We start from the raw sequence: 26,949 nt of genomic DNA, 5'->3' as shown, positions 1-26,949 counted from the left end.
CTTGATGTCGAGATACCCGGAGGGATATCTTGATATCGAGACATCCGCTGCAACCTGTGAGTGACCTGCAAGTTAGGCATACCTAACGGTCGGGGGCGCTCGGGCGGTGCGGCAGGATTCAATCGCGCCCTATGTGCCGGCGCGCCAGACATCAGGTGATGAGGGAGGCGAACCGTGTCCGCCAACAGCTTCGGCAGTCGTGACACGCTCCGCGTCGGTGACGCGGGGTACGAGATCTACCGGCTGGACGCCGTCGAGGGGTCGGGACGTCTCCCGTACAGCCTGAAGATCCTTCTTGAGAACCTGCTCCGCACGGAGGACGGCGCGAACATCACCGCCGACCACATCCGCGCGATCGGCCAGTGGGACCCGAAGGCCGCCCCGAACGTGGAGATCCAGTTCACCCCGGCCCGCGTGATCATGCAGGACTTCACCGGAGTCCCGTGCGTCGTCGACCTCGCGACCATGCGCGAGGCCGTCCGCGACCTCGGCGGCGACCCCGCCAGGATCAACCCGCTCGCCCCGGCCGAGATGGTCATCGACCACTCGGTCATCGTCGACTTCTTCGGCGGCGCCGACTCCTTCCAGCGCAACGTCGACCGGGAGTACGAGCGCAACCGCGAGCGCTACCAGTTCCTGCGCTGGGGCCAGACCGCCTTCGACGAGTTCAAGGTCGTCCCGCCGGGCACCGGCATCGTGCACCAGGTCAACATCGAGCACCTGGCCCGCGTGGTGATGGTCCGTGACGGGAAGGCGTATCCGGACACCTGCGTCGGCACCGACTCCCACACCACGATGGAGAACGGCATCGGCGTCCTGGGCTGGGGCGTCGGCGGCATCGAGGCCGAGGCCGCGATGCTCGGCCAGCCGATCTCCATGCTCATCCCGCGCGTGGTCGGCTTCAAGCTGACCGGCAGGCTCCCCGCCGGGGCCACCGCCACCGACCTGGTGCTCACGATCACCGAGATGCTCCGCAAGCACGGCGTCGTCGGCAAGTTCGTGGAGTTCTACGGCGACGGCGTCTCCAGCGTGCCGCTGGCCAACCGGGCCACGATCGGCAACATGAGCCCCGAGTTCGGCTCCACCTGCGCGATCTTCCCGATCGACGGCCAGACGATCGACTACCTCACGCTCACCGGCCGCTCCGCCGAGCAGGTGGCCCTGGTCGAGGCCTACGCCAAGGCCCAGGGCATGTGGCTCGACCCCGAGGCCGAGGAGCCGGTCTTCTCCGAGTACATCGAGCTGGACCTGTCGACGGTCGTCCCGTCGATCGCCGGTCCCAAGCGGCCCCAGGACCGCATCGCGCTGTCGGACGCCAAGAGCGCCTGGCGCGCCGCCGTCAAGGACTACGTGTCCAGCGAGCAGGGCCCGCTCGACGAGGCGTCCGGCGAGTCGTTCCCGGCCTCCGACTCCCCGGCGGTCTCCCACGACGACAACGGCGACAAGCCGCACCCGGCCGACCTCGACGGGGAGCGCCCGCACAAGGTCGTCCAGGTCACCCTGGCCGACGGCACCGGCTTCGAGATCGACCACGGCGTGGTCACCATCGCCGCGATCACCAGCTGCACCAACACCTCCAACCCGTACGTCATGATGGGCGCCGCGCTGCTCGCCAGGAACGCGGTCGAGAAGGGCCTGACCCGCAAGCCGTGGGTGAAGACCTCGCTCGCCCCCGGCTCGCAGGTCGTCACCGGCTACTTCGAGCGCTCCGGCCTGCAGCCGTACCTCGACAAGATCGGTTTCAACCTGGTCGGCTACGGCTGCACCACCTGCATCGGCAACTCGGGCCCGCTGCAGGAGGAGATCTCCGCCGCGATCCAGGAGAACGACCTCGCGGTCACCGCCGTGCTGTCGGGCAACCGCAACTTCGAGGGCCGGATCAACCCCGACGTCAAGATGAACTACCTGGCCTCGCCGCCGCTGGTCGTCGCCTACGCCCTCGCGGGCACCATGGACCTCGACCTGAACAACGAGCCGCTGGGGACGGGCTCGGACGGTAAGCCGGTGTTCCTCGCCGACATCTGGCCGGCGCCCGAGGAGATCGCGGCGGTCGTCGCCTCCTCGATCGACCAGGAGATGTTCCTGCACGACTACGCCGACGTGTTCAAGGGCGACGAGACCTGGCGCTCGCTGCCGATCCCGACCGGCAACACCTTCGAGTGGGACCCCGACTCGACCTACGTCCGCAAGGCCCCCTACTTCGAGGGCATGCCGCCCGAGCCGGAGCCGGTGACCGACATCTCCGGGGCACGCGTGCTCGCGAAGCTGGGCGACTCGGTCACCACCGACCACATCTCCCCGGCGGGCGCCATCAAGGTCGGCACCCCCGCCGCCGACTACCTGAAGGAGAACGGCGTCGGGGTCAAGGACTTCAACTCCTACGGCTCGCGCCGCGGCAACCACGAGGTCATGATCCGCGGCACCTTCGCCAACATCCGGCTGAAGAACCTGCTGCTCGACGGCGTGGAGGGCGGCTACACCCGCGACTTCACCCTCGACGGCGGGCCGCAGTCCTTCATCTACGACGCCTCGGCCAACTACCAGGCCGCGGGCGTGCCGCTCGTGGTCCTGGCCGGCAAGGAGTACGGTTCGGGCTCCTCGCGCGACTGGGCGGCCAAGGGCACCGCGCTGCTCGGCGTCCGCGCCGTCATCGCCGAGTCCTACGAGCGCATCCACCGCTCCAACCTCATCGGCATGGGCGTGCTGCCGCTGCAGTTCCCCGAGGGCGAGACGGCGCGGTCGCTCGGCCTGACCGGCGAGGAGACCTTCGACGTCACCGGCGTCGTGGCCCTCAACGAGGGCGGCGTCCCGCAGACCGTGACGGTCAGGGCCGACGGCAAGGAGTTCCAGGCGGTCGTGCGCATCGACACCCCCGGAGAGGCCGACTACTACCGGCACGGGGGCATCATGCAGTACGTCCTGCGCTCCCTGCTCGCCAAGAGCTGAGCAGGGGGGCGAGGCCGCACGTAAGCCTCGCCCGCTTGGGGGCACACCCCAGACGAGAACCGCCCGGCGGGACACCATCCCGCCGGGCGGTTCCGTGCTTTCCGGGGACTTCCGCGCGCCCCGAGGAACCGGGATTTCCGGGGGAGCCCTCCGGGGGGCCGTACCGTTTCCGGAAAAGGGCAGCTCAGAGCCGCGATCCCGGTAACGGCAGGGGGATCGGGACGGGAAAGGGCCATCGGGACCCGAGGCGGTTAAGGGCGCGTTTCTGGATTGTTACCGGCCACAACAAACTTTACCTCTGGAGGGTCTGGCGCTCCAGGCCAACGGCGGAATACGTTGCCGCAAACAACATTCAACGGAACGGTGAGCCGAGACCCGGCACAGCCGTACCCGCGAATTCGGCATGCCGCACGTCCGTACCCCCCAATTTCGAAGAAAGGACCCGTGCACCATGCGCAAGGGGATCCTCAGCCTTACCGCCGCCGCCGCGGCGATGACCCTCGGCCTCACCGCTTGCGGGAGCGACACCCCCGAGACCAGCGCTTCGAGCAGTGCCGCCCCTGCGGAGAGCACGGCCGCCGCCGCGGGCAAGGTCGGCGTCATCCTTCCCGACAGCAAGTCCTCCGCCCGCTGGGAGACCGCGGACCGCAAGTACCTGGAGGAGGCGTTCAAGGCCGCGGGTGTCGCCTACGACATCCAGAACGCCCAGGGCGACAAGACCCAGTTCCAGACCATCGCCGACCAGATGATCACCAACGGCGCCACGGTCCTGATGATCGTCAACCTTGACAGCGGCACCGGCAAGGCCGTGCTCGACAAGGCCAAGGGGCAGGGCGTCGCCACCATCGACTACGACCGCCTCACCCTCAACGGCGGCGCCCAGTACTACGTCAGCTTCGACAACACCAAGGTCGGCACCCTGCAGGGTGAGGGCCTGGTGAAGTGCCTGACCGACAAGAAGGCCGAGAAGCCGATCGTCGCCGAGCTCAACGGCTCGCCGACCGACAACAACGCCACGCTGTTCAAGAACGGCTACGACGGCGTGCTCAAGGCCAAGTACGACTCCGGCGACTACGTCAAGGGCCCGGACCAGTCCGTCCCCGACTGGGACAACGCCCAGGCCGGCACGATCTTCGAGCAGATGCTCACCGAGCAGCCGAAGATCGCCGGCGTCCTGGCCGCCAACGACGGTCTCGGCAACGCCGCCATCTCGGTCCTGAAGAAGAACAACCTGAACGGCAAGGTCCCGGTCACCGGCCAGGACGCCACCGTGCAGGGCCTGCAGAACATCCTCGCAGGCGACCAGTGCATGACGGTCTACAAGGCGATCAAGAAGGAGGCCGACGCGGCCGCCGAGCTCGCCATCGGCCTGGCCAAGGGCGAGAAGCCCGCGGCGACCGGGAGCGTCAAGGACACCGAGAGCGGCGCCGACGTGCCCGCCGTCCTCCTCGACCCGCAGCCGATCTTCTTCGACAGCGTCAAGGACGTCGTCGCCGACGGCTTCGTGACCAAGGACGAGCTGTGCACCGGCGAGTTCGCCGACAAGTGCACCGAGGCCGGAATCCAGTAGGGCGTGGAGGGTGCGGCCGGTCGTTCCCCCTGACCGGCCGCGCCCTCGCGCTCGATCGCGGCACACCTCATCCTGTGCGCCGGGAGACGCGGCAGGCGGACGTCTCCCGGCCCACGGGACGGGACGCCGCCCGCAGGCGCCCGACCCGCGCGAGCTTCGCCGCGCGAAATGAACACAGGGAGCACAACCCCATGACCCCCGCACTGGAACTCCGCGGGATCGACAAGAGTTTCGGTCCCGTACAGGTCCTGCACGACGTCTCCCTCTCCGCGTACGCCGGAGAGGTGACCGCGCTGGTCGGCGACAACGGCGCAGGCAAGTCCACCCTCGTCAAGTGCGTCGGAGGCATCCACCCGATCGACTCCGGCGAGTACTTCTTCGACGGCAAGCCCGTCCAGATCGGCAGCCCGCGCGACGCGGCCGACCTGGGCATCGAGATCGTCTATCAGGACCTCGCGCTCTGCGACAACCTCGACATCGTCCAGAACATGTTCCTCGGCCGCGAGCACAAGCGCGGCATCGTCCTCGACGAGGACACGATGGAGGAGATGGCGGCCAGGACCCTGGAGAGCCTGTCGGTCAGGACCGTCAAGTCCATCCGCCAGCTCGTCGCCAGCCTCTCCGGCGGCCAGCGCCAGACGGTGGCCATCGCCAAGGCCGTGCTGTGGAACAGCAAGGTCGTCATCCTCGACGAGCCGACCGCCGCCCTCGGCGTCGCCCAGACGGCGCAGGTGCTGGAACTGGTGCGGCGCCTCGCCGACCAGGGCCTGGCCGTCGTCCTGATCTCGCACAACATGAACGACGTCTTCGCCGTGTCCGACCGGATCGCCACCCTCTACCTCGGCCGGATGGCGGCCCAGGTCAAGACCTCGGACGTCACCCACGCGCAGGTCGTCGAACTGATCACCTCCGGCCGCAGCGGGGACCTCGGCCTCACCAACGGAGTCACCGTATGACCGCCACGATTTCGCCGAAGACCGTACACGAGGCACCCTCGATCAGGACCAACGTCCGCGGCTACGCCGAGAGGGTACGCGGGGGCGACATGGGCGCGCTGCCCGCGGTGTTCGGCCTCGTGGTGCTCTGCACGATCTTCGCCATCCTGCGGCCCTCCTTCCTCACCTCGGGCAACTTCGCCAACCTGTTCACCCAGGGCGCCGCGGTCACCGTGATCGCGATGGGCCTGGTCTTCGTGCTGCTCCTCGGCGAGATCGACCTGTCGGCGGGTTACGCCAGCGGTGTCTGCGCCGCGGTGCTCGCGATCATGCTCAGCAGCCAGGGGCTGCCCTGGTACGTGGCGGTGGGCGCGGCGATCCTCACCGGCGTGGTGATCGGCACCTCGATCGGCGCCGTCGTCGCGAAACTCGGGATCCCGTCGTTCGTGGTGACGCTCGCGGCCTTCCTCGCCTTCCAGGGGCTGGTCCTGCTGCTCGTCAAGGGCGGCACCATCGTCGCCATCCGCGACGAGACCATCCTGTCGATCGCGAACAAGAACCTCCCGCCCACGCTGGGCTGGATCCTGCTGGCCGTGGGCGTCGCCGCCTACGCCGGGCTCCAGCTGCTGCGCGCCCGCAAGCGCGCCTCCCGCGGCCTCACCTCCGACCCGATCTCGCTGATCGCGGTCAGGGTCGGCAGCCTCGCGCTGCTCGGCGGCCTCGCCGTCTACTTCCTCAACATCGAGCGCAGCCGCAACGTCGCCGTCGTCTCCCTGGCGGGCGTGCCGCTCGTGGTGCCCATCATCGTGGTGCTGCTGCTGATCCTGACGTTCGTGCTCCGCCGCACGGCGTACGGCCGCCACCTGTACGCGGTCGGCGGCAACGCCGAGGCCGCGCGCCGCGCGGGCATCAACGTCGACCGGATGAAGATCAGCGCCTTCGTGATCTGTTCCTCCATGGCCGCCGTCGGCGGCATCATCGCCGCCTCGCGGGCCAGCTCGGTCGACCCCAACACCGGCGGCAGCAACGTGCTGCTCTACGCGGTCGGCGCCGCCGTCATCGGCGGCACCAGCCTGTTCGGCGGCAAGGGCCGGGTGCTGGACGCCATTCTCGGCGGTGCCGTGGTCGCGGTCATCGAGAACGGCATGGGCCTGATGGGCTACAGCTCCGGGGTGAAGTTCATGGTGACCGGATCGGTCCTGTTGCTGGCCGCCATGGTGGACGCGCTGTCCCGCAAGCGGGCGGCCGCCACTGGTCTAAGGTGATCAGCGACTCCGATTCACCGAAGGAACATCACGTCATGCGGGCAGGCCCCTCCCAGGAGGAGATCAGGCGCCACAACCTCGGGGCCCTGCTTCGGCACGTCCATCTGAGCGGCCCCACCTCGCGTGCGGAACTCACCAACCGGATGGGCCTCAACCGCAGCACCATCATGGCCCTCACCGCCGACCTGACCGCCGCGGGGCTGGTCAGGGAGGAACTCCCCAGGGAGACGGGCAGGGCGGGGCGCCCGTCCCTGGTGGTCCGCCCGGAGTCGGCGCGGGTCTACGTGTTCGCCCTCGACGTGGGCGTCGACCGGCTGGTCGCCGCCCGCGTCGGCCTGGGCGGCACCATCCTCGACCGCCGCGAGACGGCGCGGCGGCGAGGGGACTTCTCCCTGGAGGAGATCGTCGGCCCGCTCGCCGCCTTCGTCCGGCAGATGCACCGCAGGACCCGCCCCGACACGGTGTGCGTCGGGGTGGCGGCGGCCTTCTCCGGGGGAGTGGGGCGCGGCGACGGGGTCGTCAGGTTCGGGCCCAACATGGTCACCGTGGACGACGTGCCGTTCGCCGACGAGATGGCCCGGCGGCTCGCCTTCGGCCTGCCGGTCACCGTCGGCAACGACGCCAACCTCGCCGCCCTCGCCGAGCAGACCCGGGGCGTCGGCGTCGGCTGCCGCGACCTCGTCTACCTCCACGGCGACGTCGGCATCGGCGGGGGAGTGATCGTCAACGGCCAGCTGCTCGGCGGTCACCTGGGCTTCGGCGGCGAGGTCGGGCACATGATCGTCAACCCCGACAAGGGGCGGCTCTGCGGGTGCGGCTCGCACGGCTGCCTGGAGGCCGAGGTCGGGGAGCGCGCCTTCCTGGAGGCCGCGGGCCGCTTCGGCTCCCGGGTCGGCAGGGACGCCGTCCGCGCCGCGGTCGACGCCGCCGACCGGGGGGACGTCGTCGCGCAGGCGGCCCTGAGCCGCGTCGGCGACTGGCTCGGCCTGGGCGTATCCAACCTCGTCAACCTGTTCAACCCCGAGATGGTCGTCTTCGGGGGCACGCTCAGGGAGATCTACCTCGGCTCCGCCGCGCAGGTCCGCAGCCGCCTCGCCCTCGACGCCCTGCCCCCGTGCCGCGAGCACCTGCGCCTGCGCACCTCGGCCCTCGGCGATGACGCCACCCTCGTCGGCGCCGCCGAACTGGCCTTCTCCCAGGTCCTCGCGGACCCTCTGGAAGTCCTCGCCCGCGCGGGCTCCTGAATCCCGCTGCGGGGGCTTTTTGGCCGTCGCGGTCCGTGGTCCGGGGCGACGCGCGTTTCGTGGCGGTCCGTGACTCGTGTTCTGCGGCTGTCCGTGATTCTTGTGCTGCGGCGATCGCCGGGGCGACGCGCCGTCGGCACCCAGGGCCCGTGGGTGCCGACGGCGGTGCGAGGGTTACTTCACGAGACCGGCGACCAGGTGGCGCAGCTCGATGTGACCGGCCTTGAGCTCGGCGACGTCACCCTCGACGCGCTTCATGGAGAGCTCCAGGTTGCCGACGGAGCGCTTGACCACGGAGATCTCCTCGCGGAGCTCGGCGTGGCCGGTCCGCATCTCGGCGCGCAGTTCGTCCTGTCCCGCGCGCATCTCGGCGCGAAGCTCGTCCTGCCCGGCGCGGAGTTTGTCCATGTCCGTCCGGAATCCAGACATCTCCGTGCGGAGCTCGGACATCTCCGTTCGCAGGTCGGTCAGGACCTCGACGATCCCGATGTTGATCACCTTGTTCTCCTCGTTCGCCAGACGGAGCGTGGCGACGTCCGTTTCCAGGACGCGCATGCGGGTGTCCGTGGTGTTCATGTCTGTCTTTCTCCTTGCCGTCGACCAGCGGGGGGACCGAACCTGGTTTCCGTGGCGTGGAGGACGCTTACGGGGAGGGTTGCTCAGGCGGCGTCGCCAGGTTACCGAACGTCACGGTCCCGTCGCCACTCGTGGTCGCCTTTTCCGGGGAGATCGTCCGGGCCGGGCGGGCGGGGGGACGGGAGCCGCATCCCCCGGAGGAGAAGACTTACACCGGGTGGAAAAGAACGACCACCCGTCGCGCGTCCGACGGGACGGCGGCGGGTGGTCGCGAAGATCAAGAGGGCTGAAGGTCAGGGGGTCGGGAGGTCAGGCGACCCTGGACTTGGGGGCGGAGAAGGTGTTGCAGGAGCCGGGGGTCTCCTGCTGGAAGCCGCGGGTCACCCAGTAGGTGATGCTCTTGGTCGTGCCGTGGCTGGCCGTGCTGTAGGCGGCGCTCAGGACGTACCTGAAGTCCGACTCGCGGCGGCCGAGGGAGCGCCAGATGCTGCCGATGAAGGCGCCGCTCAGGCACTCGGCCTGGAGCTCGACCTTGCGCAGCTCGGGCAGGTACTCCCTGTCGTTCTTGTACTTCCGCTTGAACACCGTGGGCAGGATCCCGGAGAGCTGCTGGACGTGGTGGCCGTACTCGTGGGCCAGGGTCTGCAGCAGGAACAGCTCGGTCGCCTGGGAGAGGATCCCCTTGTCGAGATAGAAGGTGATCTTCTTGTTCAGCGAGCAGTAGACCGCCTGGGCGCCCTTGGGGAACTTGCCGCAGCCGGTCGGGACGCCGAGGCGCGTGGTGACCACGAACCTGGGCTTGGAGAACGGCAGCTTCGCCTTGGCGAACTGGTACTCCCAGCCCTCGTTGAGGCAGTCCAGAGCGAAGCTGAGATAGGTCTCGGCGGTCGCCAGGTCGTCGTTGTAGACCGGCTGCTCGGGACAGGCATCCGGCTCGAGCTTGCCCGTCTTGTAGATCGGGTTGGCGGTCAGGGCGGCTTTGCCCGTGGGCACCGGCGCGAGGTGGCCGGTGGTGACCGCGGCGCCCGCCGTACCGGCGAGCAGCGTGCTGATGAGCACGCCGGAGAGCAGTGCGATAAGGGGGATGCGCATGATTCTCAACCCTAGGGGAGGTTAAAGGGGGGGTAAAGCGGATATGCGGCCACCCTATGAAGTGTGGCCGCATATCGCGGTTTCGTGCCGGAGCCGGGCTTCGTGCCGGGCGGCAGGTCTCGTATCGGGAGTCGGCCGGGTCTCGTGCCGTTGAGTCGGCCGGCCTCGTGCCGGTGAGTCAGGCGGCGCGCGGCGTTCCGGGGATCGGGCGACCCGGGCGGGTCACGCGGCTCAGGCGACGCGGCCGGAGGGGGCCGACCAGGTGTTGCAGCCGGACGGGGAGCCCGCGTCGAAGCCGCGCTCCATCCAGTACGCCTGGCTGCGGCCCTTGCCGTGGTCGTTCTTGGGCCAGTTCTTGTGCCCGTTGGCGCTGACCCAGCTGACCATCGCGTCCCACTGCGCCTGCTCGACCGGCAGGTCGTCGGCGGCCTGGCGCAGGAAGGCGGAGGCCAGGCAGTCGGCCTGCAGTTCGAGGCGGCGGGAGAAGGCCAGCTTGGCGGAGGAGGAGGCCCGCCAGATGCTGCGGCCGTAGTAGTCCATGATGCCCGCGAGGCGCTGCACGTGGTGGCCGTACTCGTGGGCGATGAACTGGGCGTGGTTGGCCGGCTGGGCGTTCTTCAGGACCTCACGCGTGACACCGATGTAGATGGTGCGGTTGCTGGAGCAGTACAGCCCCCCGGCGCTGCTGGGCCACCGGCCGCAGGGGGTGGTCACCTTGGTGGTGGAGAAACGCAGCTTGGGGTGGGAGAACGCCAGGTTGGTCTTCCTGAACTGGGTCTTCCAGGCCAGGTTCAGGCAGCGGATGAGCTTGGTGACGAAGGCGCGGTAGGAGGCCGCGCTCCCCGCGCGGATCTGTCCGGCCTGGCAGCGCATGGTGGGCAGGGTGCCGGTGCGGTAGAGGGGACTGGCCGTCGCGGCGGCCCGGCCGCGCGGGGGCGCCTGCACTCCGGTGGTGGAGGCGGTGGGGGCGCTGGAGGCATCCCCGGTGGTGGAGGCGGTGGAGGTGTTCGTACCCGACGTCGTCCCTGTGACCGGCGCGACCTGCTGCGAGGCGGAGGGCGCGACGGTCTGCGAGGCGGACGCGCTGGCGGGGCCCAGGCCCGTCACCAGGGCAAACGTCAACGAGGCGGCAACAAGCGATGAAAGTTGCCCAAAGGGGAGAGTTTTCATGGTGGGGCAAAGGTTATTGCAAGTGTGGATAAAACGTGCAGAATCCCCGCTCCCGGAGGTTGCGTCCCCCATCGCAACTAGACTCGTCGTGACGTTGACTGGACAGAGAGGATGATTCCGTGAGCGAGCGGACCGGGCAGCCTGGAAATCTTCTGGAGTCGGTCAAGGGACCAGGGGACCTCAAGCGCCTGGCGGCGGACGAGCTACCGGTCCTCGCCGCCGAGATCAGGGATCTTCTGATCTCCTCCACCGCTCGCAGCGGCGGTCACCTCGGTCCCAACCTCGGCGTCGTCGAGCTGACGATCGCGCTGCACCGGGTCTTCGACTCTCCGTACGACCGCATCCTGTGGGACACCGGCCACCAGGCCTACGTCCACAAGATGCTCACCGGCCGGGCCGGGCAGTTCGGCACGCTCCGCCAGGAGGGCGGCCTGTCGGGCTACCCGAGCCAGGCCGAGTCCGAGCACGACGTCATCGAGAACTCCCACGCCTCGACCGCCCTGTCGTACGCCGACGGCCTGGCCAAGGCGTACCGGCTCAAGGGCGAGGCCGACCGCACGGTCGTCGCGGTGATCGGGGACGGGGCGCTCACCGGGGGCATGGCCTGGGAGGCGCTCAACAACATCGCGGGGCGCAAGGACCTGCCGCTGATCATCGTGGTCAACGACAACGGCCGCTCCTACTCGCCGACCATCGGCGGGCTCGCCTCCCACCTGGCCTCCCTGCGCACGAACCAGCGCTACGAGGACGTGCTCGACTTCGTCAAGGGCAACCTGACCAAGGTCCCGGTCGTCGGCTCCCCCGTCTACGACGCCCTGCACGGCGTCAAGAAGGGCCTCAAGGACGTCCTCGCCCCGCAGGTCATGTTCGAGGACCTCGGCCTGAAGTACATCGGGCTGGTCGACGGACACGACGAGCAGGCCGTGGAGGCCGCGCTGCGCAGGGCCCGCGACTTCCGCCGCCCGGTCATCGTGCACGTGCTCACCAAGAAGGGCTTCGGCTACTCCCCGGCGGAGAACCACGACGAGGACTGCTTCCACTCGCCGGGCGTCTTCGACCCGCTGACCGGTGAGGAGAAGCCGAAGCCGCACGGCTGGACCAACGTCTTCGGCCAGGAGATGGTGCGCCTGGGCGCCGAGCGGCGCGACATCGTGGCGATCACCGCCGCGATGCTCGGCCCCACCGGCCTGATCCCGTTCTCCGAGGCCTACCCCGACCGCCTCTACGACGTCGGCATCGCCGAGCAGCACGCCCTCACCAGCGCCGCCGGCCTGGCGCTCGGCGGCCTGCACCCGGTGGTGGCCGTCTACGCCACCTTCCTCAACCGGGCCTTCGACCAGCTCCTGATGGACGTCGCCCTGCACCGGCTCCCCGTCACGGTCGTGCTCGACCGGGCGGGCGTCACCGGCGACGACGGCGCCAGCCACAACGGCATGTGGGACCTGTCGATCCTGCAGGTCGTCCCCGGCCTGTCGGTCGCCGTCCCCCGCGACGAGCCCCGCCTGCGCGAGCTGCTGGCCGAGGCCGTGGAGATCGACGACGGCCCGACCGTCGTGCGCTACCCCAAGGGAGCGGTGGCCGCCGAGTTCGAGGCGGTCGGCCGCCTCGGCGAGATGGACGTGCTGCGCGCGGGCGACCCCGACGTGCTGCTCGTGGCCGTCGGCCCGATGGCCGAGCTGTGCCTGGAGGCCGCCGACCTGCTCGACGCCCAAGGCATCTCCGCCACGGTGGTGGACCCGCGCTGGGTCAAGCCCCTGGACGAGGCCCTCGTCCCGGCCGCCCGCGCCCACAAGCTGGTCGCGGTGGTCGAGGACAACGGCCGGGTGGGCGCGGTCGGCGACGCGGTGGCCCGCATGCTGCGCGACGCCGACGTGGACGTCCCGGTCCGCACCTACGGCATCCCGCAGCGCTTCCTCGACCACGCCAAGCGCCCGAAGATCCTCGGCGAGATCGGCCTGACCTCGCAGGACATCGCCCGCCAGATCACCGAGGCGATCGCGAAGCGCTCCCCGGTCCTGGAGAACCACCCGACCCGCTGACAGCGCCCCACAGTGCCCCCGGCGCCCTCACAGCGCCCCCGGCGCGCCGTGCCCGGCCGCCCGGGGGCGTTCCGGCCCGGTCACCCGAGGATCCTCCCGGTCGCGTCGCCGGAGCCGGTGGCGCCGTTCGTGTCGTTCACGTCGCTCGTGTCACCCGCGTCGCCCGTCCCCTCCCGGGACGGGCGGGCGCGGTGGTTGATCACGAGGAGGGCCGCGACCACGACGGCCACGCACACGAGGATCGGCACCAGCAGGTGCCGGTTCTGGCGCAGGAAGTCGCCCGCGAGGGCCCCCAGCGACAGGTAGACGGTCACCCAGGCCGCGCCGCCCGCCAGGGCCCAGCGGACGAGACGCGTGTACGGCACGCTCCGGGCCCCGGCCGCGATCGGGGTGAGCCAGCCGACCACGGGCAGGAAGAAGGCCGCCGCGAGCGCCGGGCCGCTGCCCGCGCCCGTCGCCGTGGCCAGCCGCTCGGCCCGCGACCAGCGCCGCTCGCCGATCCGGCGCCCGGCCCCGCCGCCGCGCAGCCGCGATCCGTACCGGCGGCCGACGAGCCAGCCGCCGGTCGCGTACAGGACGCATCCCGCGCACCCGGCGAGTGCCACCACCGCGACGCCCCAGGGGTCCGCCAGCGCCGCCCCCGCCACGAGGATCGCCGCGACCCCGGGGACCAGCGATCCGGCGAACGCCAGCACCGCGAGGAGTATCGAGCCGACCAGGTACGGAGACGACGACTGCAGCATGTCCAGGAGCATGCCCCCAGGATCGCGGCCGGAGGCGGCGGGCGGCATCGGGGACCGTCCCCTAGACAACCCCGAGTTCGCCGCTTCCCAAACATCCCGGGAGTTCGCCGTTCGGCGGCCCGTCCGCTGGGCATGTGATCTGCAACACAGTGCCGGCGGTCGAGGAGGGACCATGAGTGTCTTGCGCGTCAAGTCGGTGGAGCAGTCGATCTCGGATACCGAGGCACCGGAACACCGGCTGCGCAAGGATCTCAGCGCGCTGGACCTCACCGTCTTCGGCATCGGCGTCGTCATCGGCACCGGCATCTTCGTGCTCACAGGCCGGGTCGCCAGGGAGATGGCCGGGCCCGCGGTCGCCCTGTCGTTCGTGGTCGCGGGCATCGTCTGCGCGCTGGCGGCGCTCTGCTACGCCGAGTTCGCCTCCACCGTCCCGGCGGCGGGGTCCGCGTACACCTTCGCCTTCGCCACCCTCGGCGAGTTCCCCGCCTGGATCATCGGCTGGGACCTGATGCTGGAGATGATGCTCGGCGCCGCGGTCGTCGCGGTCGGCTGGTCGGGATACCTGACCTCGCTGCTGGCGTCCCTGGGGATAACACTGCCGGGCGCGATCGCCGGGGAGGGGGCGGCGTTCAACCTGCCCGCCGCGCTGATCGTGCTCGTCCTCACCGCGGTCCTGGTCGTCGGGATCAAGCTGTCGTCCCGGTTCAACCTGGTCATCGTCACGATCAAGCTCGCGGTCATCCTGCTGGTCGTCGTGGCCGGGCTGTTCTTCGTCAGGGCCGCCAACTACACCCCGTTCGTCCCGCCGTCGAAGGTGACCCCCGCGGTGGAGGGGCTGTCCGCGCCGCTGATCCAGGTGCTGTTCGGGATCACCCCGGTCGCGTTCGGGGTGCTGGGTATCTTCAGCGCCGCGGCCATCGTGTTCTTCGCCTACATCGGCTTCGACGTGGTCGCCACCGCGGCCGAGGAGACGCGCAACCCGCAGCGGGACCTGCCCATCGGCATCCTGGCCTCGCTCGGCATCTGCACGGTGCTCTACGTCGCGGTCTCCCTCGTCGTCGTGGGCATGCAGCCCTACGGGCAGCTGAGCGAGGCGGCGCCGCTGGCCGACGCGTTCAAGGCGGTCGGCCAGACCTGGGCCGCGTCGCTGATCAGCGTCGGCGCCCTGGCGGGCCTGACGACGGTCGTGATGATCCTCATGATGGGCATGTCGCGGGTGATGTTCGCCATGTGCCGCGACAACCTGCTGCCGCGCGGGCTGGCCAAGGTGCACCCCAAGTACCGGACCCCGTACCTCATCACCATCATGATGGGCGTCGTCGTCGCGGCCCTGGCCGGGCTGGTGCCGCTCGCCACCATCGCCGAGCTGGTCAACATCGGCACGCTCTTCGCGTTCGTGGTGGTCTCGATCGCGGTGGTCATCCTCCGACGCACCCGCCCCGACCTGCCGCGTTCCTTCCACACCCCGCTGGTGCCGCTGGTGCCGGTCCTGTCGGTGCTCGCCTGCCTCTACCTGATGCTCAACCTCCCGGTGGAGACCTGGCTCAGGTTCGTGGCGTGGATGCTGCTGGGGGTCGTCATCTACTTCGGGTACGGCTACCGGCACAGCAGGCTGTCGGAGCACTCCCGGTAGGCCGGCGCGCTCCCGGCGAGCGTCCGCGCTGCCGATGAGCCGGAGCGTCCTCGGTTGAGCCGGGGCGCTCCCCGCGAGCCGTACGGCTCCCCTGTCCGCGGGAGGGCGGGGGAGCCGTACGGGGGACGGATCGTCAGGCGGGGACCGAGGCCACGCCCGGCGGCAGGAAGCGCGGCTCGGAGATGCCCGCCCGGTCGAGGTACGGCGTGACGCCGCCCAGGTGGAACGGCCAGCCCGCGCCGAGGATCATGCACAGGTCGATGTCCTGGGGAGCCGAGACCACGCCCTCCTGGAGCATGAGGCGGATCTCCTCGGCCAGCGCCCGCAGCGCCCGCAGCCGCACCTCCTCCGCCGTCGACGGGGAGGTGCCGCCGGTGAAGAGGGCCACCGCCTCGGGGTCCAGCGAGAAGTCCGGCGCGTAGACGCCCGGCTTACCGGCCGCGACGAGCCGGGCGAGGTTCTCCGACACCCCGTAGCGGGCCGGGAAGGCCTCGTGCATCGTCTCGGCGACGTGCAGCGCCACGGCGGGGCCAACGAGCTGCATCAGCGCGAACGGGGTCATCGGCAGGCCGAGCCCGTCCAGCGCGTGGTCGGCGACCTCCAGCGGGGTGCCCTCGTCGACGGCGCCGATCACCTCGCCCATGAAGCGCGTCAGCAGGCGGTTGACCACGAACGCGGGCGCGTCCTTGACCAGCACCGACGACTTCTTCAGCGACCGCCCGACGGAGAAGGCCGTGGCGAGCGTCGCGTCGTCGGTCTCCGCCCCCCGCACGATCTCCAGCAGCGGCATCACCGCGACCGGGTTGAAGAAGTGGAAGCCCACCACGCGCTCCGGGTGGCGCAGCCCCGAGGCCATCTCGGTCAGCGACAGCGAGGAGGTGTTGGTGGCCAGCACGCACTCGGCGGAGACGACCTCCTCCACCTCGGCGAACACCTTCCGCTTCACCTTCATGTCCTCGAACACGGCCTCGATGACGAAGTCGGCGTCGGCGAAAGCGTCCTTGGTCAGCGAGCCGGTCACCAGGGACTTGAGCCGGTTGGCCTGGTCGGCGGAGACGCGGCCCTTGCCGAGCAGCTTGTCCACCTCGGCGTGGACGTAGCCGACGCCCCTGTCCAGCCGCTCCCGGTCCAGGTCGGTCAGCACGACCGGGACCTCCAGGCGGCGGGCGAACAGCAGCGCCATCTGCGAGGCCATCAGGCCCGCGCCGACGACGCCGACCTTGGTGACCTTGCGGGCCAGCGCCTTGTCGGGGGCGCCCGCGGGCCTCTTGGCCCGCCGCTGGACCAGGTCGAAGGAGTACAGGCCCGCGCGGAGCTCGTCGCCCATGAGGAGGTCGGCCAGCGCCCGGTCCTCGGCGTCGAAGCCCTCGTCGCGCGAGGCGGTGCGGGCCAGCTCGACCAGCTCCAGCGCCCGGTACGGGGCCGGGGAGGCGCCGTGCAGCCTCATGTCGAGCAGGAAGCGCGCGTCGGCGACCGTCTTGGCCCAGTCCTGCCCGGTGTCGTCCCCGGTGTGGTCGGTGCGGGAGACCGTCACGTCACCGCGCAGCACCTGGGCGGCCCAGCGCAGCGACTCCTCCAGGAAGTCGGCGGGCTCGAACATCGCGTCGGCGACCCCGAGCGCGAACGCCTCCGGGCCCCTGGTCACGCGGTTCTGCGCGAGCGGGTTCTCGACGATCAGCTTGACGGCCGCGGCCGGGCCGACCAGCCGGGGCAGCAGCTGGGTGCCGCCCCAGCCGGGGACGAGGCCGAGGAAGCACTCGGGCAGCGCCACGGCGGGCACGCCGGAGGAGATGGTCCGGTACGTGCAGTGCAGCGCGACCTCCAGGCCGCCGCCCATCGCCGCGCCGTTGACGAACGCGAACGACGGCACGTCCAGCTCGCCGAGGCGGCGGAACACGTCGTGCCCCAGCCTGCCGATCCGCAGCGCCTGCTCCCGCTCGGAGACCAGCGCGGCGCCCTTGAGGTCGGCGCCGACGGCGAAGACGAACGGCTTGCCGACGACCCCCACCGCCGCCAGGTCGCCGCGCCCGGCGACCGCGTCCAGGGCCTCGCCCAGCGAGGTCAGCCCGCCGGGGCCGAACGTCGACGGCTTGGTGTGGTCGAAGCCGTTGTCCAGCGTGATCAGGGCCATGGTGCCCGCCCCGAAGGGCAGCTCCACGTCGCGGACGACCGCCCGGGTGACGACCTCGTCGGCGAAGAGGTTGGTGATGTCCGTGGCGCCCGCGGTGCCCGTGCCGCCCGTGCCGCCTGCAGTGCCCGTCGTGGTGCCCGTCGTGGTGCCCGGCTTGATGTCCGTCACTTCTCGCCCTCCCAGCCGAGGTTCTCCCAGATGACCGTTCCGCCCATGCCCAGGCCCACGCACATCGTGGTCACGCCGTAGCGGACGTCGGGGCGCTCGCCGAACTCGCGGGCGAGCTGCGTCATCAGGCGCACCCCGGAGGAGGCGAGCGGGTGGCCGAAGGCGATGGCGCCGCCGTAGGGGTTCACCCGGGGGTCGTCGTCGGCGATGCCGAAGTGCTCCAGGAACGCCAGCACCTGCACGGCGAACGCCTCGTTGATCTCGAACAGCCCCAGGTCGGAGACGGAGAGCCCGGCCAGGCGCAGCGCCCGCTCGGTGGACGGGATCGGCCCGACGCCCATCACCTCGGGGTCCACGCCCGCGAAGGCGTACGAGACCAGGCGCATCTTCGGCGTGAGGCCGAGCTCGTCCGCGACGTCGGCGGCGGCCAGGACGCAGCCGGTGGCGCCGTCGTTGATGCCGGAGGCGTTGCCCGCGGTGACCCGGCCGTGCGGGCGGAACGGGGTCTTCAGCCCGGCGAGGCCCTCCAGCGTGGTGCCGGGGCGGGGCGCCTCGTCTGCGGTGGCGAGCCCCCAGCCCTTCTCCGCCGACCGGATCGCCGTCGGGACCAGGTCCGGCTGGATCCTGCCGTCGGCGTACGCCTTGGCGACCTTCTCCTGGGAGGCGAGGGCGAAGGCGTCCGCGCGGTCCTTCGTGATGGAGGGGTAGCGGTCGTGGAGGTTCTCGGCGGTCATGCCCATGACGAGGGCGGAGCCGTCCACGAGCTGCTCGGCCAGGAAGCGGGGGTTGGGGTCGACGCCCTCGCCCATGGGGTGGCGGCCCATGTGCTCGACGCCGCCGGCGATGGCGACGTCGTAGGCGCCGAAGGCGATGCCGCCGGCGACCGAGGTCACCGCGGTCATCGCGCCCGCGCACATGCGGTCGATGGAGTAGCCGGGCACGGTCTTGGGCAGCCCGGCCAGGATCGCGGCGGAACGGCCCAGGGTGAGGCCCTGGTCGCCGATCTGCGTGGTGGCCGCGATGGCCACCTCGTCGACGCGCTCGGGAGGCAGATTCGGGTTACGCCGGATCAGCTCGCGGATGACGCGGATCACCAGGTCGTCGGCGCGCGTCTCGGCGTACAGGCCCTTGGGGCCCGACCTGCCGAATGGTGTGCGCACACCGTCGACGAATACGACGTCACGAGACGAAGGCACGGGGTTCGCTCCTCGTTGCTGGATGGCTTCCCCACCATGCTACTCGTCAGTAACAACGCTTGGCGCGGCCGGGCGGGCGAGAGGTGGGTAAGTTGTCCCCAAGGGTGTGCGGGTTTACGGCCCCACCTCGCAGGCCGTGTCGTGGACGCGGGGGCGCGGGTAACCCTGGCAGACGTTGGAAAACGCTTTCCGGGAGGTTGTCGGTGGTCACGCTTGAGGATGTCGCCCGGCAGGCGGGCGTCTCGCTCGCCACGGCGTCGCGGGTGCTCAACGGCAGCACCCGGCAGGTGGGCGCCTCCCTGCGTGCCAAGGTGGAGCTGGCCGCCGCCGAGCTGGGATACCGCACCAACGTGGCCGCGCAGACCCTCGCCAGGGGGGCCAGCAACGTGATCGGCCTGGTCGTCCACGACCTCACCGACCCCTACTTCGCCGCGATCGCCGACGGGGCCATGCGGGTGGCCGAGAGCCAGGGGCTCATGGTCATGATCGGCACCACCCACCGCGACCCCCAGCGGGAGATCGCCTACGTCTCGACGCTCAACGCCCAGCGGGTCCGCGCCGTGCTGCTCGTCGGCTCCCGGGTCACCGACCCGGAGATGACCCGGCGGCTGCGGACGGAGCTCGACCACTACCGGGAGTCCGGGGGCCGGGTCGCCTGCGTGGGCCAGAACCTGCTCGGCGTCGACACGGTGGTCCCGGACAACCGCCTGGGCGCCGCCGAGCTCGCCCGCGCCCTCGCCGGGCTGGGGCACCGCAACTTCGCGATCCTCGCCGGGCCCGACTGGCTGATCGCGCCCAGGGACCGGGTGGAGGGGTTCGGCGCCGCCCTGGAGGAGCTCGGCCTGCCCGCGCCGCGCGTCCTGCACGGCTCCTTCGACCGGGAGGGCGGCTACGCGGCGGCCACCCAGGTGTCCGGGATCACCTGCGTCTTCGCCGTGAACGACGTGATGGCGGTGGGCGCCCTGGCCGCCTTCAGGGACCGGGGCATCCGGGTCCCCGAGGACGTCTCCGTGGCCGGCTTCGACGACATCTTCACCCTGCGGGACCTGGTTCCCTCGCTGTCCACCGTACGGCTGCCGCTCGCCGACATGGGCGTCCGCGCGCTGGAGCTGGCCCTCGACCCGGCCGGGGGGTCCAGGACCGAGACCGTGACCGGAGAGGTGATCCTCCGGGAGAGCACCCGCGGCCTGGGGTGACACGCCTCCGTGACGGGAGGCCGGTCCGTCGTTCGCCGGGGTGGGCCGGACGCGGTGACGCCCAGGGTGGCACGGGGTGGCCCGGGGTGACGCGGGTCGTCACGGCGAGCGGCCCGGACACCTTCCGGGTGTCCGGGCCGCTCGTGTCGTAGGGGGAGAGGGGGAGGTGCCGGAGGGTCAGCGCATGCCGGGAACGGGGTTTCCCTGCTCGTTGACCGGCGGGACGATGATCTGCCCGCGCAGCCAGCGAATCGTCCTGATGACCCCGTCGCCGTAGCCGGGGGAGTGCTGGCGGCCCCGGCCGAGCTGCCGGGAGACGTCCTCGGCCGCGCTCTCCTCCATGCCGAGGTTGAGGCCGGTCGGCCCGTGGATGGGGCGGGGCGTGTTACGGACCGGGGACTTGCGGCGAGTGCCGAGGACCCACTCGCACACGGCGATGGTGCCCGAGCACCACTCCTTCTCCCACTCGCCCGACGCGTTGGGCCGGCCCTCGCCGGCCAGCTCGGCGATCCTGGCGATCTCGGCCTCGGTGCGCAGGATCACGCCGCGCCCGCCGACCAGGTGTCCCCAGCCCTCCGAGGACCGGCGGCCGGGGATGGGCAGGCCGTCCTTGGCGCCGATCAGCCAGTTCAGGGTGCTGATGACCCCGTCGGCCGGTACGACCCGGCCCTCGCGCGGAACCCGCTCGGCGGCGTCGATCTCGGCGCGGGCGTCGGCGAGTGAGGGCGGGGATCCGTTGGTGGGGCGGCCGCTGATCGGCGCCTGCTCCCGCTTGCCCAGGGCCCAGAGGATCGCCTCTCCCTGGCCGGAGGGGGCCGAGTCGGGGTTGGCCGCCTCCCACTCCCTGATCGCTTCCAGTACGGCCATCACATGTTCCGGCGGCCGCTGTACGGCGGGGCTGGCTTCGCTTTCTGCGGTCGTCATACCCCTACCGTACGAGTACCTGCCATGTCACTCCAACGTGAAGCGGTAATCCGGGCCGGGCAAACGCCTTTTCCCGCGTGTTGGAACGGTCCCCCGCCCCCGGGACGCCGTGGCGGGGGACCATGGGTCAATCGCCGACGAACTCGGCGAAGGCGGCCTTCACCCTGGCCAGGATCGCGTCGGGGTCGGCGGCCCACACGTCCGCGTTGAAGATCTCCACCTCGATGTCCCCCGTGTAGCCCGCCTCGGCCACCGCGCGGGTCAGCGGAGCGAAGTCGATCACCCCGTCGCCCATCACCCCCCGGCCGAGCAGCACGTCGGCGGGGAGCGGCGACAGGAAGTCGCACACCTGGTAGCTCGCGATCCGGCCCGAGGCCCTGGCGATCTCCTCCAGCACCCGGGGGTCCCACCACACGTGGAAGGTGTCGACGACGACGCCCACCTGCCCGGCGGGGTGCGCCTCGGCCAGGTCGAGGGCCTGGCCGAGGGTGGACAGCACGGCCCGGTCGGCGCAGTACATCGGGTGCAGCGGTTCGAGGGCGAGCCGCACCCCGCGCTCGCCCGCGTACGGGGCCAGCACGGCCAGCGCCTCGGCGACCCGCTCCCGCGCGGCGGGCAGGTCGCGGGAGATCGTGCCCAGCGGCTCGCCGGGCACCACGCCGGGCAGGCCGCCGACCACCATGACCAGGCAGGCGGCGCCCAGCGTCGCGGCCTCGTCGATCGCCCTGCGGTTGTCGTCCAGGGCCTCGGGGCCGCCGGAGGTGAGGAACCCGCCCCGGCACAGCGACGACACCCGCAGCCCGGCGTCCGCGACGAGCTTCACGGTCCGCTCCAGGCCCTGCGCGGCGACGTCCTGCCGCCACAGGCCGATCGCCTCGACGCCGTGCCGCGCGCACCCGTCGACGGCCTCGGCCACCGACCACCGCTTCGTGGTCCACTGGTTCAGCGAGAACCGGCTCGCGTACGCGCTCACAGGCCGTTCACCGCCAGCAGGGAGCGCATCCGGGAGACCGCCAGCCCGGGGTCGGCCAGCAGCCCGGCCCGGTCGGCCAGGCGGAACACCTCGGCCAGGTGGGGCAGGGAACGGGCCGCCTGGGCGCCGTTGACCATGCTGAAGGCGTCCTGGTGGCCGTTGAGCCACGCCAGGAAGACGATGCCCGTCTTGTAGTTGTACGTCGGCGCCTCGAAGATCTTCCGCGAGAGCGGGACCGTGGGTTCCATGATCTCGTCGTACCGCCCGAGGTCGCCCGCGTCGAGCGCCTCCAGGGCCGCGGCGGCGGCGGGGGCGATCGCGTCGAAGATCCCCAGGAGGGCGTGGCTGCCCGACCTGATCAGCGAGGGGTAGTTGAAGTCGTCGCCGGTGTAGAGCCGCACGCCCTCGGGCAGCGCCGCGCGCAGCCCGATCTCGTGCCCGGCGTCCAGCAGCGAGACCTTCACCCCGTCCACCTTCGCCGCGTGGTCGCGGATCAGCGACAGGAACGAGGCGGTGGCCTCGGGCACGTCCCGCGAGCCCCAGTAGCCCGCCAGGTTCGGGTCGAACATCTCGCCCAGCCAGTGCAGGATCACCGGCCGGTCGATCCGGGAGAACAGCTCGCCGTAGACCCGGTGGTAGTCCTCCGGGCCCCGCGCGATCGCGGCCAGCTGGCGGCTCGCCATCACGATGACCCCGGCGCCCGCGTCCCGCACGGTCTCGATCTGCTCGGCGTAGGCCGCCACGACCTCGTCCAGGGTCCGGGCGTGCGGGGCCTGGTCGGTGCCCGCGCCGCAGGCCACCAGCTCCGCCGGGTCGCCGAAGGCCTTCGCCTCGGTGGCGCTGCGCCGGATCAGCTCGCGGGTGGCCGCCCAGTCGAGGCCCATGTTGCGCTGGGCGGTGTCCATGGCGTCGGCGACCCGCAGCCCGTACGACCACAGGTGGTTCCTGAAGCGCAGGGTGGCGTCCCAGTCGACGGCGGCGGGGGAGCCGGGGGTGTTGTCGCCGAGCGGGTCGGCGACCACGTGGGCGGCGGCGTAGACGACGCGGCTCGCGGCCGGGCCCGCGGGCCTGGTCCAGGTGACCGGCTCGCGCAGGGTGTGCTCCCCGCCGGGCAGCGCGATCCTCAGGGCGGTCATCGGGGTTCCACCGGCAGGCGGCGGCCCTCCGCGGAGGAGCGCAGGCCCAGCTCGGCGAGGCGGACGCCGCGCGCGCCCGAGGCGAAGTCGTAGGGGAAGGGCGCATCCTCGGCCACGTGGCGGACGAACAGCTCCCACTGGATCTTGAAGCCGTTGTCGAACTCGGCGTTGTCGGGGACCTCCTGCCAGCCGTCCCTGAAGCGGGCGGTGGCGGGCAGGTCGGGGTTCCAGACCGGCTTGGGGGTGGCGGCGCGGTGCTGGAACCGGCAGTTGCGCAGGCCCGCGACGGCGCTGCCGTGCGTGCCGTCCACCTGGAACTCCACCAGCTCGTCGCGGTTCACCCTGACGCTCCAGGAGGAGTTGATCTGCGCGATGGTCCCGCCCTCCAGCTCGAACACCCCGTAGGCGGCGTCGTCGGCGGTGGCCCGGTAGCTCTCCCCGCGCTCGTCCACCCGCTCGGGGATGTGGGTGACGGCCTGGGCGTAGACCGAGGTGACCCGGCCGAACAGGTTCTCCAGCACGTACGCCCAGTGCGGGAACATGTCGAGGACGATGCCGCCGCCGTCCTCGGTGCGGTAGTTCCACGACGGGCGCTGCGCGTCCTGCCAGTCGCCCTCGAAGACCCAGTAGCCGAACTCGCCGCGCACCGACAGGATCCGGCCGAAGAAGCCGCCGTCGATCAGGCGCTTGAGCTTGAGCAGGCCCGGGAGGAAGAGCTTGTCCTGCACGACGCCGTTCTTCACGCCCCGCGCGGTCGCGGCCTCGGCCAGCGCGAGCGCGTCCCCGTGCGTCTCGGCGGTCGGCTTCTCCGCGTAGATGTGCTTGCCCGCCTCGATCGCCGCGAGCACGGCCTTCACCCGGGCCTGGGTGACCTGGGCGTCGAAGTAGATCAGGTTGGCGTCGTCCGCGAGGGCGGTGTCGAGGTCGGTGGTCCAGTCCGCGATGCCGTGCGCGCCCGCCAGCCTCTCCAGCTTCTCCGCGCTCCGGCCCACCAGCACCGGCCTGAGCAGAACCCTCCCGCCGTCCGACAGCGTCACGCCGCCCTGCTCGTTGATCGCCAGGACCGATCGGACCAGGTGCTGGCGGTAGCCCATGCGGCCCGTGACACCGTTCATCACGACGCCGATGCTTTGGGGGGACATCTTTCTCCGACCTCCAGTTGGAAAGCGCTTTCCTTTCCACGGTACGGCAGCCGTCCCGCCTGCTGCAAGCACCAGGGGAAAGGAGGAATGAGCTGGAGGGCGCCGCGCGGGGGGCGCGGGAGCCTCGCGGCTGCCGGTCCGGCGGAGCGGGACCGGTAAACTCCGATCGCTGATCGTTGGGAGATGGGGGCAGGGTGTCGGCCATCCGGCTGCTGGTGCTCGGGGCCGTCCGCGAGCGCGGCCGGGCGCACGGTTACCAGGTACGCGGAGACCTGGAGAGCTGGGGCGCGCACGAGTGGTCCACGGCCAAGCCCGGCTCGATCTACCACGCGCTCAGGCAGATGGCCAAGCAGGGGCTGCTGCGCGCCCACGAGCTGGCGCCGAGCGCCGCGGGCGGGCCGCCGCGCGTGGAGTACGAGCTCACCGACGAAGGCGACGCGGAGTTCCTGGGCATGTTGCGCACGGCCCTGGCCAGGCACGACCAGAAGATCGACGAGCTGACGGCCGGGGTGGGCTTCCTCACCTGCCTGCCCAGGGAAGAGGTGGTCGCGCTGCTGAAGGAGCGGCTGGCGGCGCTCGAGGGCTGGCGGGCGGAGGTCGCGCGCCACTGGTCGTCCGATGAGGCCGACTCCCGGGACTGGGAGCCGATCGCCGAGATCATGCGACTCTGGACGCACTTCTCCGGCGGCGGCGCCGAGTGGACCCGCGGGCTGATCGAACGCCTGGAGAGGGACGCGCGCACGTCCTGAGGGAGGCCGCGCGGGTGCCTCCGGTTCCCGGTGGGCGTGGACGAACGCGGGCGGTCGCGGTTTCGCAGTTTGGTGTTCAGCATGGGGGCGTTTCCACGTGAAGGCGCCTGGGGCGTCCGAGGGTGTTCATGCGTGGGGCATTTGCGCGCGGCGTTTCCGGGCGGAGCGTGATAATCCGGGAGGCGCCCTCCTCTGGTCGCCGCTACACTCGGGCCCGGAGTAGTAAAATTTGACTACTGCATATCCGGAGGAGCGCGATGGCCAACGAGACGACCGTTCCGGCACTGCCCTGCCGATCGATCGACGAGATCGAGGAGTTCTACACCGCACTGGGTTTCACCAGGACCTACCACCAGGTTCGCCCGAACCCGTACCTCGCCCTGCGGCGGGAGGACATCCACCTGCACTTCTTCACCATCCCGGGCTTCAAGCCGGAAGACTCCTACGGCACCTGCATCGTCACCGTCCCCGACACCGGGGCTCTCTTCGGTGCTTTCGCCGAGGGCATGCGATCCGCGTACGGAAAGCTCCTGGTCTCCGGGATCCCCCGGATGACCAGGCCCAGGAAGCGGAAGAACGTCGACAACCTCGCCGGGTTCACGATCGTCGACCCGGGAGGCAACTGGATCCGGATCTTCCCCTCGTCCAAGGACGCGACCCAGGAGGAACCCCCGACCGGCAAGCTCGCCACGGCACTGCAGAACGCCGTCGTCATGGGCGACTCCCACGGTGATCCCCGGCAGGCCGCCAAGATCCTCGACGGCGCGCTGGCGCGGGCGCAGGACACGCCGGGCGCGGACCTCGTCGAAGCGCTCGTCTACCGCGCCGAGATAGCGCTGACGCTCTCCGACCGCGAGCGGGCGGGCGAGCTGCTGGCCCGCGTCCGCGCGATCCCCCTGGACGACGCGGAGCGGGAACGGCTGGCCGAGTCGCTGGCCGGTGCCGACGACCTCGAAACGGTCCTTTCGACGGGCTGAACCTCGCGAGGATCGCGGCGTTTACGCAATCTTCATGGCGCGTTCGCGGGGGAAGGAGGGACCCGCGCGTTTCCGCGCGCCCGTCGTCGCGAAGTCGTCGCAGATCAAAACGGATCCGGTCGTGGACCAAGGCAGTATCCGACCAAGCGTGTCCTGACTCGTCGTCAAACCATGACATTTCCGCATTTGTCATGAGTTGAGACGTTCCGTCTGTCCTCCTCTCGCCGTGCCCAGACCCCCCGACTGGCCGAGGTGGAGCGACAGAAGGGGCCACTCGTGAAGCGAGTCGTCACCGGGATTTCCGCCACCCTCACGGCAATCCTCCTCACCGTCTCCCTGACGACAGGGACGGCGTCGGCCACCCCGCCGAACATTCCCTCGGCGGCCACCGCCGCCAGCAGGCTGGCGACGCTCACCGTCGCCGCGGAGACCAACCAGTCCTCCTACAACCGGTCGCTGTTCAACCACTGGATCACCATCAGCGGTGCCTGCAACACCCGCGAGACGGTGCTCAAGAGGGACGGTACGGGAGTCGTCGTCGACTCCAGCTGCGCGGCCACCTCCGGCCGCTGGTACTCCCCGTTCGACGGCGCCACCTGGACCGCGGCGAGCGACGTCGACATCGACCACATGGTGCCGCTCGCCGAGGCGTGGCGCTCGGGCGCCTACGCTTGGACCAGCGCCCAGCGCCAGTCCTACGCCAACGACCTGGGCGGCCCCGAGCTGTGGGCGGTCACCGACAACGTCAACCAGGCCAAGGGCGACCAGGACCCCTCGACGTGGCAGCCGCCGCTGGGAAGCTTCGACTGCACCTACGCCAGGGCGTGGATCCAGGTGAAGTTCTACTGGAAGCTGACGCTGCAGAGCTCGGAGAAGAGCGCCCTGCAGAGCATGCTCGCGACCTGCTGAGCGTCCCCTCCCTTCCGTGAGGAACGTCCCTTCTTGAGGAACGGCCCTGCTTCGGGAACGGCCCTTCCCGGAGGGCGTCTCTTCCGGGAAGCGTCCCGTTCCCCGTGAGAACGGCGGGCGTCTCGCCCCTCCGATCGGAGGGGGGGGGGCGCCCCCCGGCCCGGGTGGGGGGGGTACACGGGCCGGTCCCCCGCCCCCCGGCGCGGGGGGGGGGGGGGGGCCGGGCCCTAACCCC

The 26,949-nt window shown here is 71.0% G+C and carries 21 protein-coding genes; 11 read left to right on the top strand and 10 right to left on the bottom strand.

Going from position 1 to position 26,949, the window contains the following annotated elements; genetic code table 11:
• The first annotated feature begins 174 nt into the window (after window positions 1-174).
• From acnA to ABT053_RS19810, 5 genes are all read left to right on the top strand, one after another.
• Window positions 175-2,946 (top strand): aconitate hydratase AcnA, encoded by a 2,772-nt coding sequence (acnA, locus tag ABT053_RS19830; protein WP_350970550.1) that lies wholly within the window; start codon window positions 175-177, stop codon window positions 2,944-2,946.
• A 451-nt stretch (window positions 2,947-3,397) separates the two neighbouring features.
• The gene (locus ABT053_RS19825) at window positions 3,398-4,516 is read left to right on the top strand and encodes a sugar ABC transporter substrate-binding protein (protein ID WP_350970549.1); all 1,119 of its coding nucleotides are present in this window, start codon (window positions 3,398-3,400) and stop codon (window positions 4,514-4,516) included.
• 191 nt (window positions 4,517-4,707) lie between these two features.
• The gene (locus ABT053_RS19820; protein WP_350970548.1) at window positions 4,708-5,472 is read left to right on the top strand and encodes an ATP-binding cassette domain-containing protein; all 765 of its coding nucleotides are present in this window, start codon (window positions 4,708-4,710) and stop codon (window positions 5,470-5,472) included.
• The gene (locus tag ABT053_RS19815; RefSeq protein WP_350970547.1) at window positions 5,469-6,716 is read left to right on the top strand and encodes a sugar ABC transporter permease; all 1,248 of its coding nucleotides are present in this window, start codon (window positions 5,469-5,471) and stop codon (window positions 6,714-6,716) included. The genes ABT053_RS19820 and ABT053_RS19815 overlap by 4 nt, the downstream gene beginning before the upstream one ends.
• A gap of 35 nt (window positions 6,717-6,751) precedes the next feature.
• Window positions 6,752-7,960, top strand: a complete 1,209-nt coding sequence (locus ABT053_RS19810) for an ROK family transcriptional regulator (RefSeq protein WP_350970546.1) — start codon at window positions 6,752-6,754, stop codon at window positions 7,958-7,960.
• A gap of 174 nt (window positions 7,961-8,134) precedes the next feature.
• On the opposite strand, the gene ABT053_RS19805 is transcribed toward ABT053_RS19810, so the two are convergent.
• The 3 genes from ABT053_RS19805 to ABT053_RS19795 form a co-directional block, all read right to left on the bottom strand.
• A complete protein-coding gene (locus ABT053_RS19805; protein WP_350970545.1) occupies window positions 8,135-8,536 on the bottom strand; it encodes a hypothetical protein in 402 nt (133 codons plus the stop codon).
• A 309-nt stretch (window positions 8,537-8,845) separates the two neighbouring features.
• On the bottom strand, window positions 8,846-9,628 hold the full coding sequence (locus ABT053_RS19800) for a neutral zinc metallopeptidase (protein ID WP_350970544.1): 783 nt from the start codon (window positions 9,626-9,628) through the stop codon (window positions 8,846-8,848).
• A gap of 231 nt (window positions 9,629-9,859) precedes the next feature.
• Window positions 9,860-10,735 carry a neutral zinc metallopeptidase gene (locus tag ABT053_RS19795; protein ID WP_350970543.1) on the bottom strand — a complete coding sequence of 292 codons (876 nt, stop codon included), beginning with the start codon at window positions 10,733-10,735 and terminating at the stop codon, window positions 9,860-9,862.
• A 182-nt stretch (window positions 10,736-10,917) separates the two neighbouring features.
• Here ABT053_RS19795 and dxs point away from each other — a divergent pair, with 182 nt between their 5' ends.
• A complete protein-coding gene (gene dxs, locus ABT053_RS19790; RefSeq protein ID WP_350970542.1) occupies window positions 10,918-12,837 on the top strand; it encodes a 1-deoxy-D-xylulose-5-phosphate synthase in 1,920 nt (639 codons plus the stop codon).
• Between the two features lie 80 nt (window positions 12,838-12,917).
• Here dxs and ABT053_RS19785 read toward each other — a convergent pair whose 3' ends face one another.
• Complete coding sequence (locus ABT053_RS19785) at window positions 12,918-13,592, bottom strand: DedA family protein (RefSeq protein WP_350970541.1); 675 nt, start codon at window positions 13,590-13,592, stop codon at window positions 12,918-12,920.
• A gap of 160 nt (window positions 13,593-13,752) precedes the next feature.
• Between ABT053_RS19785 and ABT053_RS19780 the strand changes: the two genes are divergently transcribed.
• On the top strand, window positions 13,753-15,213 hold the full coding sequence (locus ABT053_RS19780; RefSeq protein WP_350970540.1) for an amino acid permease: 1,461 nt from the start codon (window positions 13,753-13,755) through the stop codon (window positions 15,211-15,213).
• 133 nt (window positions 15,214-15,346) lie between these two features.
• Here ABT053_RS19780 and ABT053_RS19775 read toward each other — a convergent pair whose 3' ends face one another.
• A complete protein-coding gene (locus ABT053_RS19775) occupies window positions 15,347-17,422 on the bottom strand; it encodes a 3-hydroxyacyl-CoA dehydrogenase NAD-binding domain-containing protein (protein ID WP_350970579.1) in 2,076 nt (691 codons plus the stop codon).
• An 86-nt stretch (window positions 17,423-17,508) separates the two neighbouring features.
• Window positions 17,509-18,708, bottom strand: a complete 1,200-nt coding sequence (locus ABT053_RS19770; protein WP_350970539.1) for a thiolase family protein — start codon at window positions 18,706-18,708, stop codon at window positions 17,509-17,511.
• 203 nt (window positions 18,709-18,911) lie between these two features.
• Here ABT053_RS19770 and ABT053_RS19765 point away from each other — a divergent pair, with 203 nt between their 5' ends.
• Window positions 18,912-19,904: a LacI family DNA-binding transcriptional regulator gene (locus ABT053_RS19765; RefSeq protein ID WP_350970538.1), complete on the top strand. Its 993-nt coding sequence runs from the start codon at window positions 18,912-18,914 to the stop codon at window positions 19,902-19,904.
• Between the two features lie 177 nt (window positions 19,905-20,081).
• Here the strand turns inward: ABT053_RS19765 and ABT053_RS19760 are convergent, their stop codons facing one another.
• From ABT053_RS19760 to ABT053_RS19745, 4 genes are all read right to left on the bottom strand, one after another.
• Entirely contained in the window at window positions 20,082-20,828 is a 747-nt protein-coding gene (locus ABT053_RS19760; RefSeq protein ID WP_350970537.1) for a hypothetical protein, read from the bottom strand.
• 127 nt (window positions 20,829-20,955) lie between these two features.
• Window positions 20,956-21,801 (bottom strand): sugar phosphate isomerase/epimerase family protein, encoded by an 846-nt coding sequence (locus ABT053_RS19755; RefSeq protein ID WP_350970536.1) that lies wholly within the window; start codon window positions 21,799-21,801, stop codon window positions 20,956-20,958.
• A complete protein-coding gene (locus ABT053_RS19750; protein WP_350970535.1) occupies window positions 21,798-22,937 on the bottom strand; it encodes a dihydrodipicolinate synthase family protein in 1,140 nt (379 codons plus the stop codon). Before ABT053_RS19750 ends, ABT053_RS19755 begins: the two co-directional genes overlap by 4 nt.
• Window positions 22,934-24,079: a Gfo/Idh/MocA family protein gene (locus ABT053_RS19745; protein ID WP_350970534.1), complete on the bottom strand. Its 1,146-nt coding sequence runs from the start codon at window positions 24,077-24,079 to the stop codon at window positions 22,934-22,936. Before ABT053_RS19745 ends, ABT053_RS19750 begins: the two co-directional genes overlap by 4 nt.
• A 194-nt stretch (window positions 24,080-24,273) precedes the next feature.
• Here ABT053_RS19745 and ABT053_RS19740 point away from each other — a divergent pair, with 194 nt between their 5' ends.
• The 3 genes from ABT053_RS19740 (at window position 24,274) to ABT053_RS19730 (ending at window position 26,714) form a co-directional block, all read left to right on the top strand.
• Window positions 24,274-24,828: a PadR family transcriptional regulator gene (locus ABT053_RS19740; RefSeq protein WP_350970533.1), complete on the top strand. Its 555-nt coding sequence runs from the start codon at window positions 24,274-24,276 to the stop codon at window positions 24,826-24,828.
• Between the two features lie 257 nt (window positions 24,829-25,085).
• Window positions 25,086-25,805 (top strand): DUF8817 family protein, encoded by a 720-nt coding sequence (locus ABT053_RS19735; protein WP_350970532.1) that lies wholly within the window; start codon window positions 25,086-25,088, stop codon window positions 25,803-25,805.
• A gap of 276 nt (window positions 25,806-26,081) precedes the next feature.
• The gene (locus ABT053_RS19730) at window positions 26,082-26,714 is read left to right on the top strand and encodes an HNH endonuclease family protein (RefSeq protein ID WP_350970531.1); all 633 of its coding nucleotides are present in this window, start codon (window positions 26,082-26,084) and stop codon (window positions 26,712-26,714) included.
• Window positions 26,715-26,949 lie beyond the last annotated feature (235 nt).

The organism is Streptosporangium sp. NPDC002524, assembly GCF_040295985.1.
GTDB lineage: Bacteria > Actinomycetota > Actinomycetes > Streptosporangiales > Streptosporangiaceae > Streptosporangium.
The sequence above is the reverse complement of the archived record's forward strand: the minus strand, read 5'-3'. Positions and strand labels throughout refer to the sequence as shown.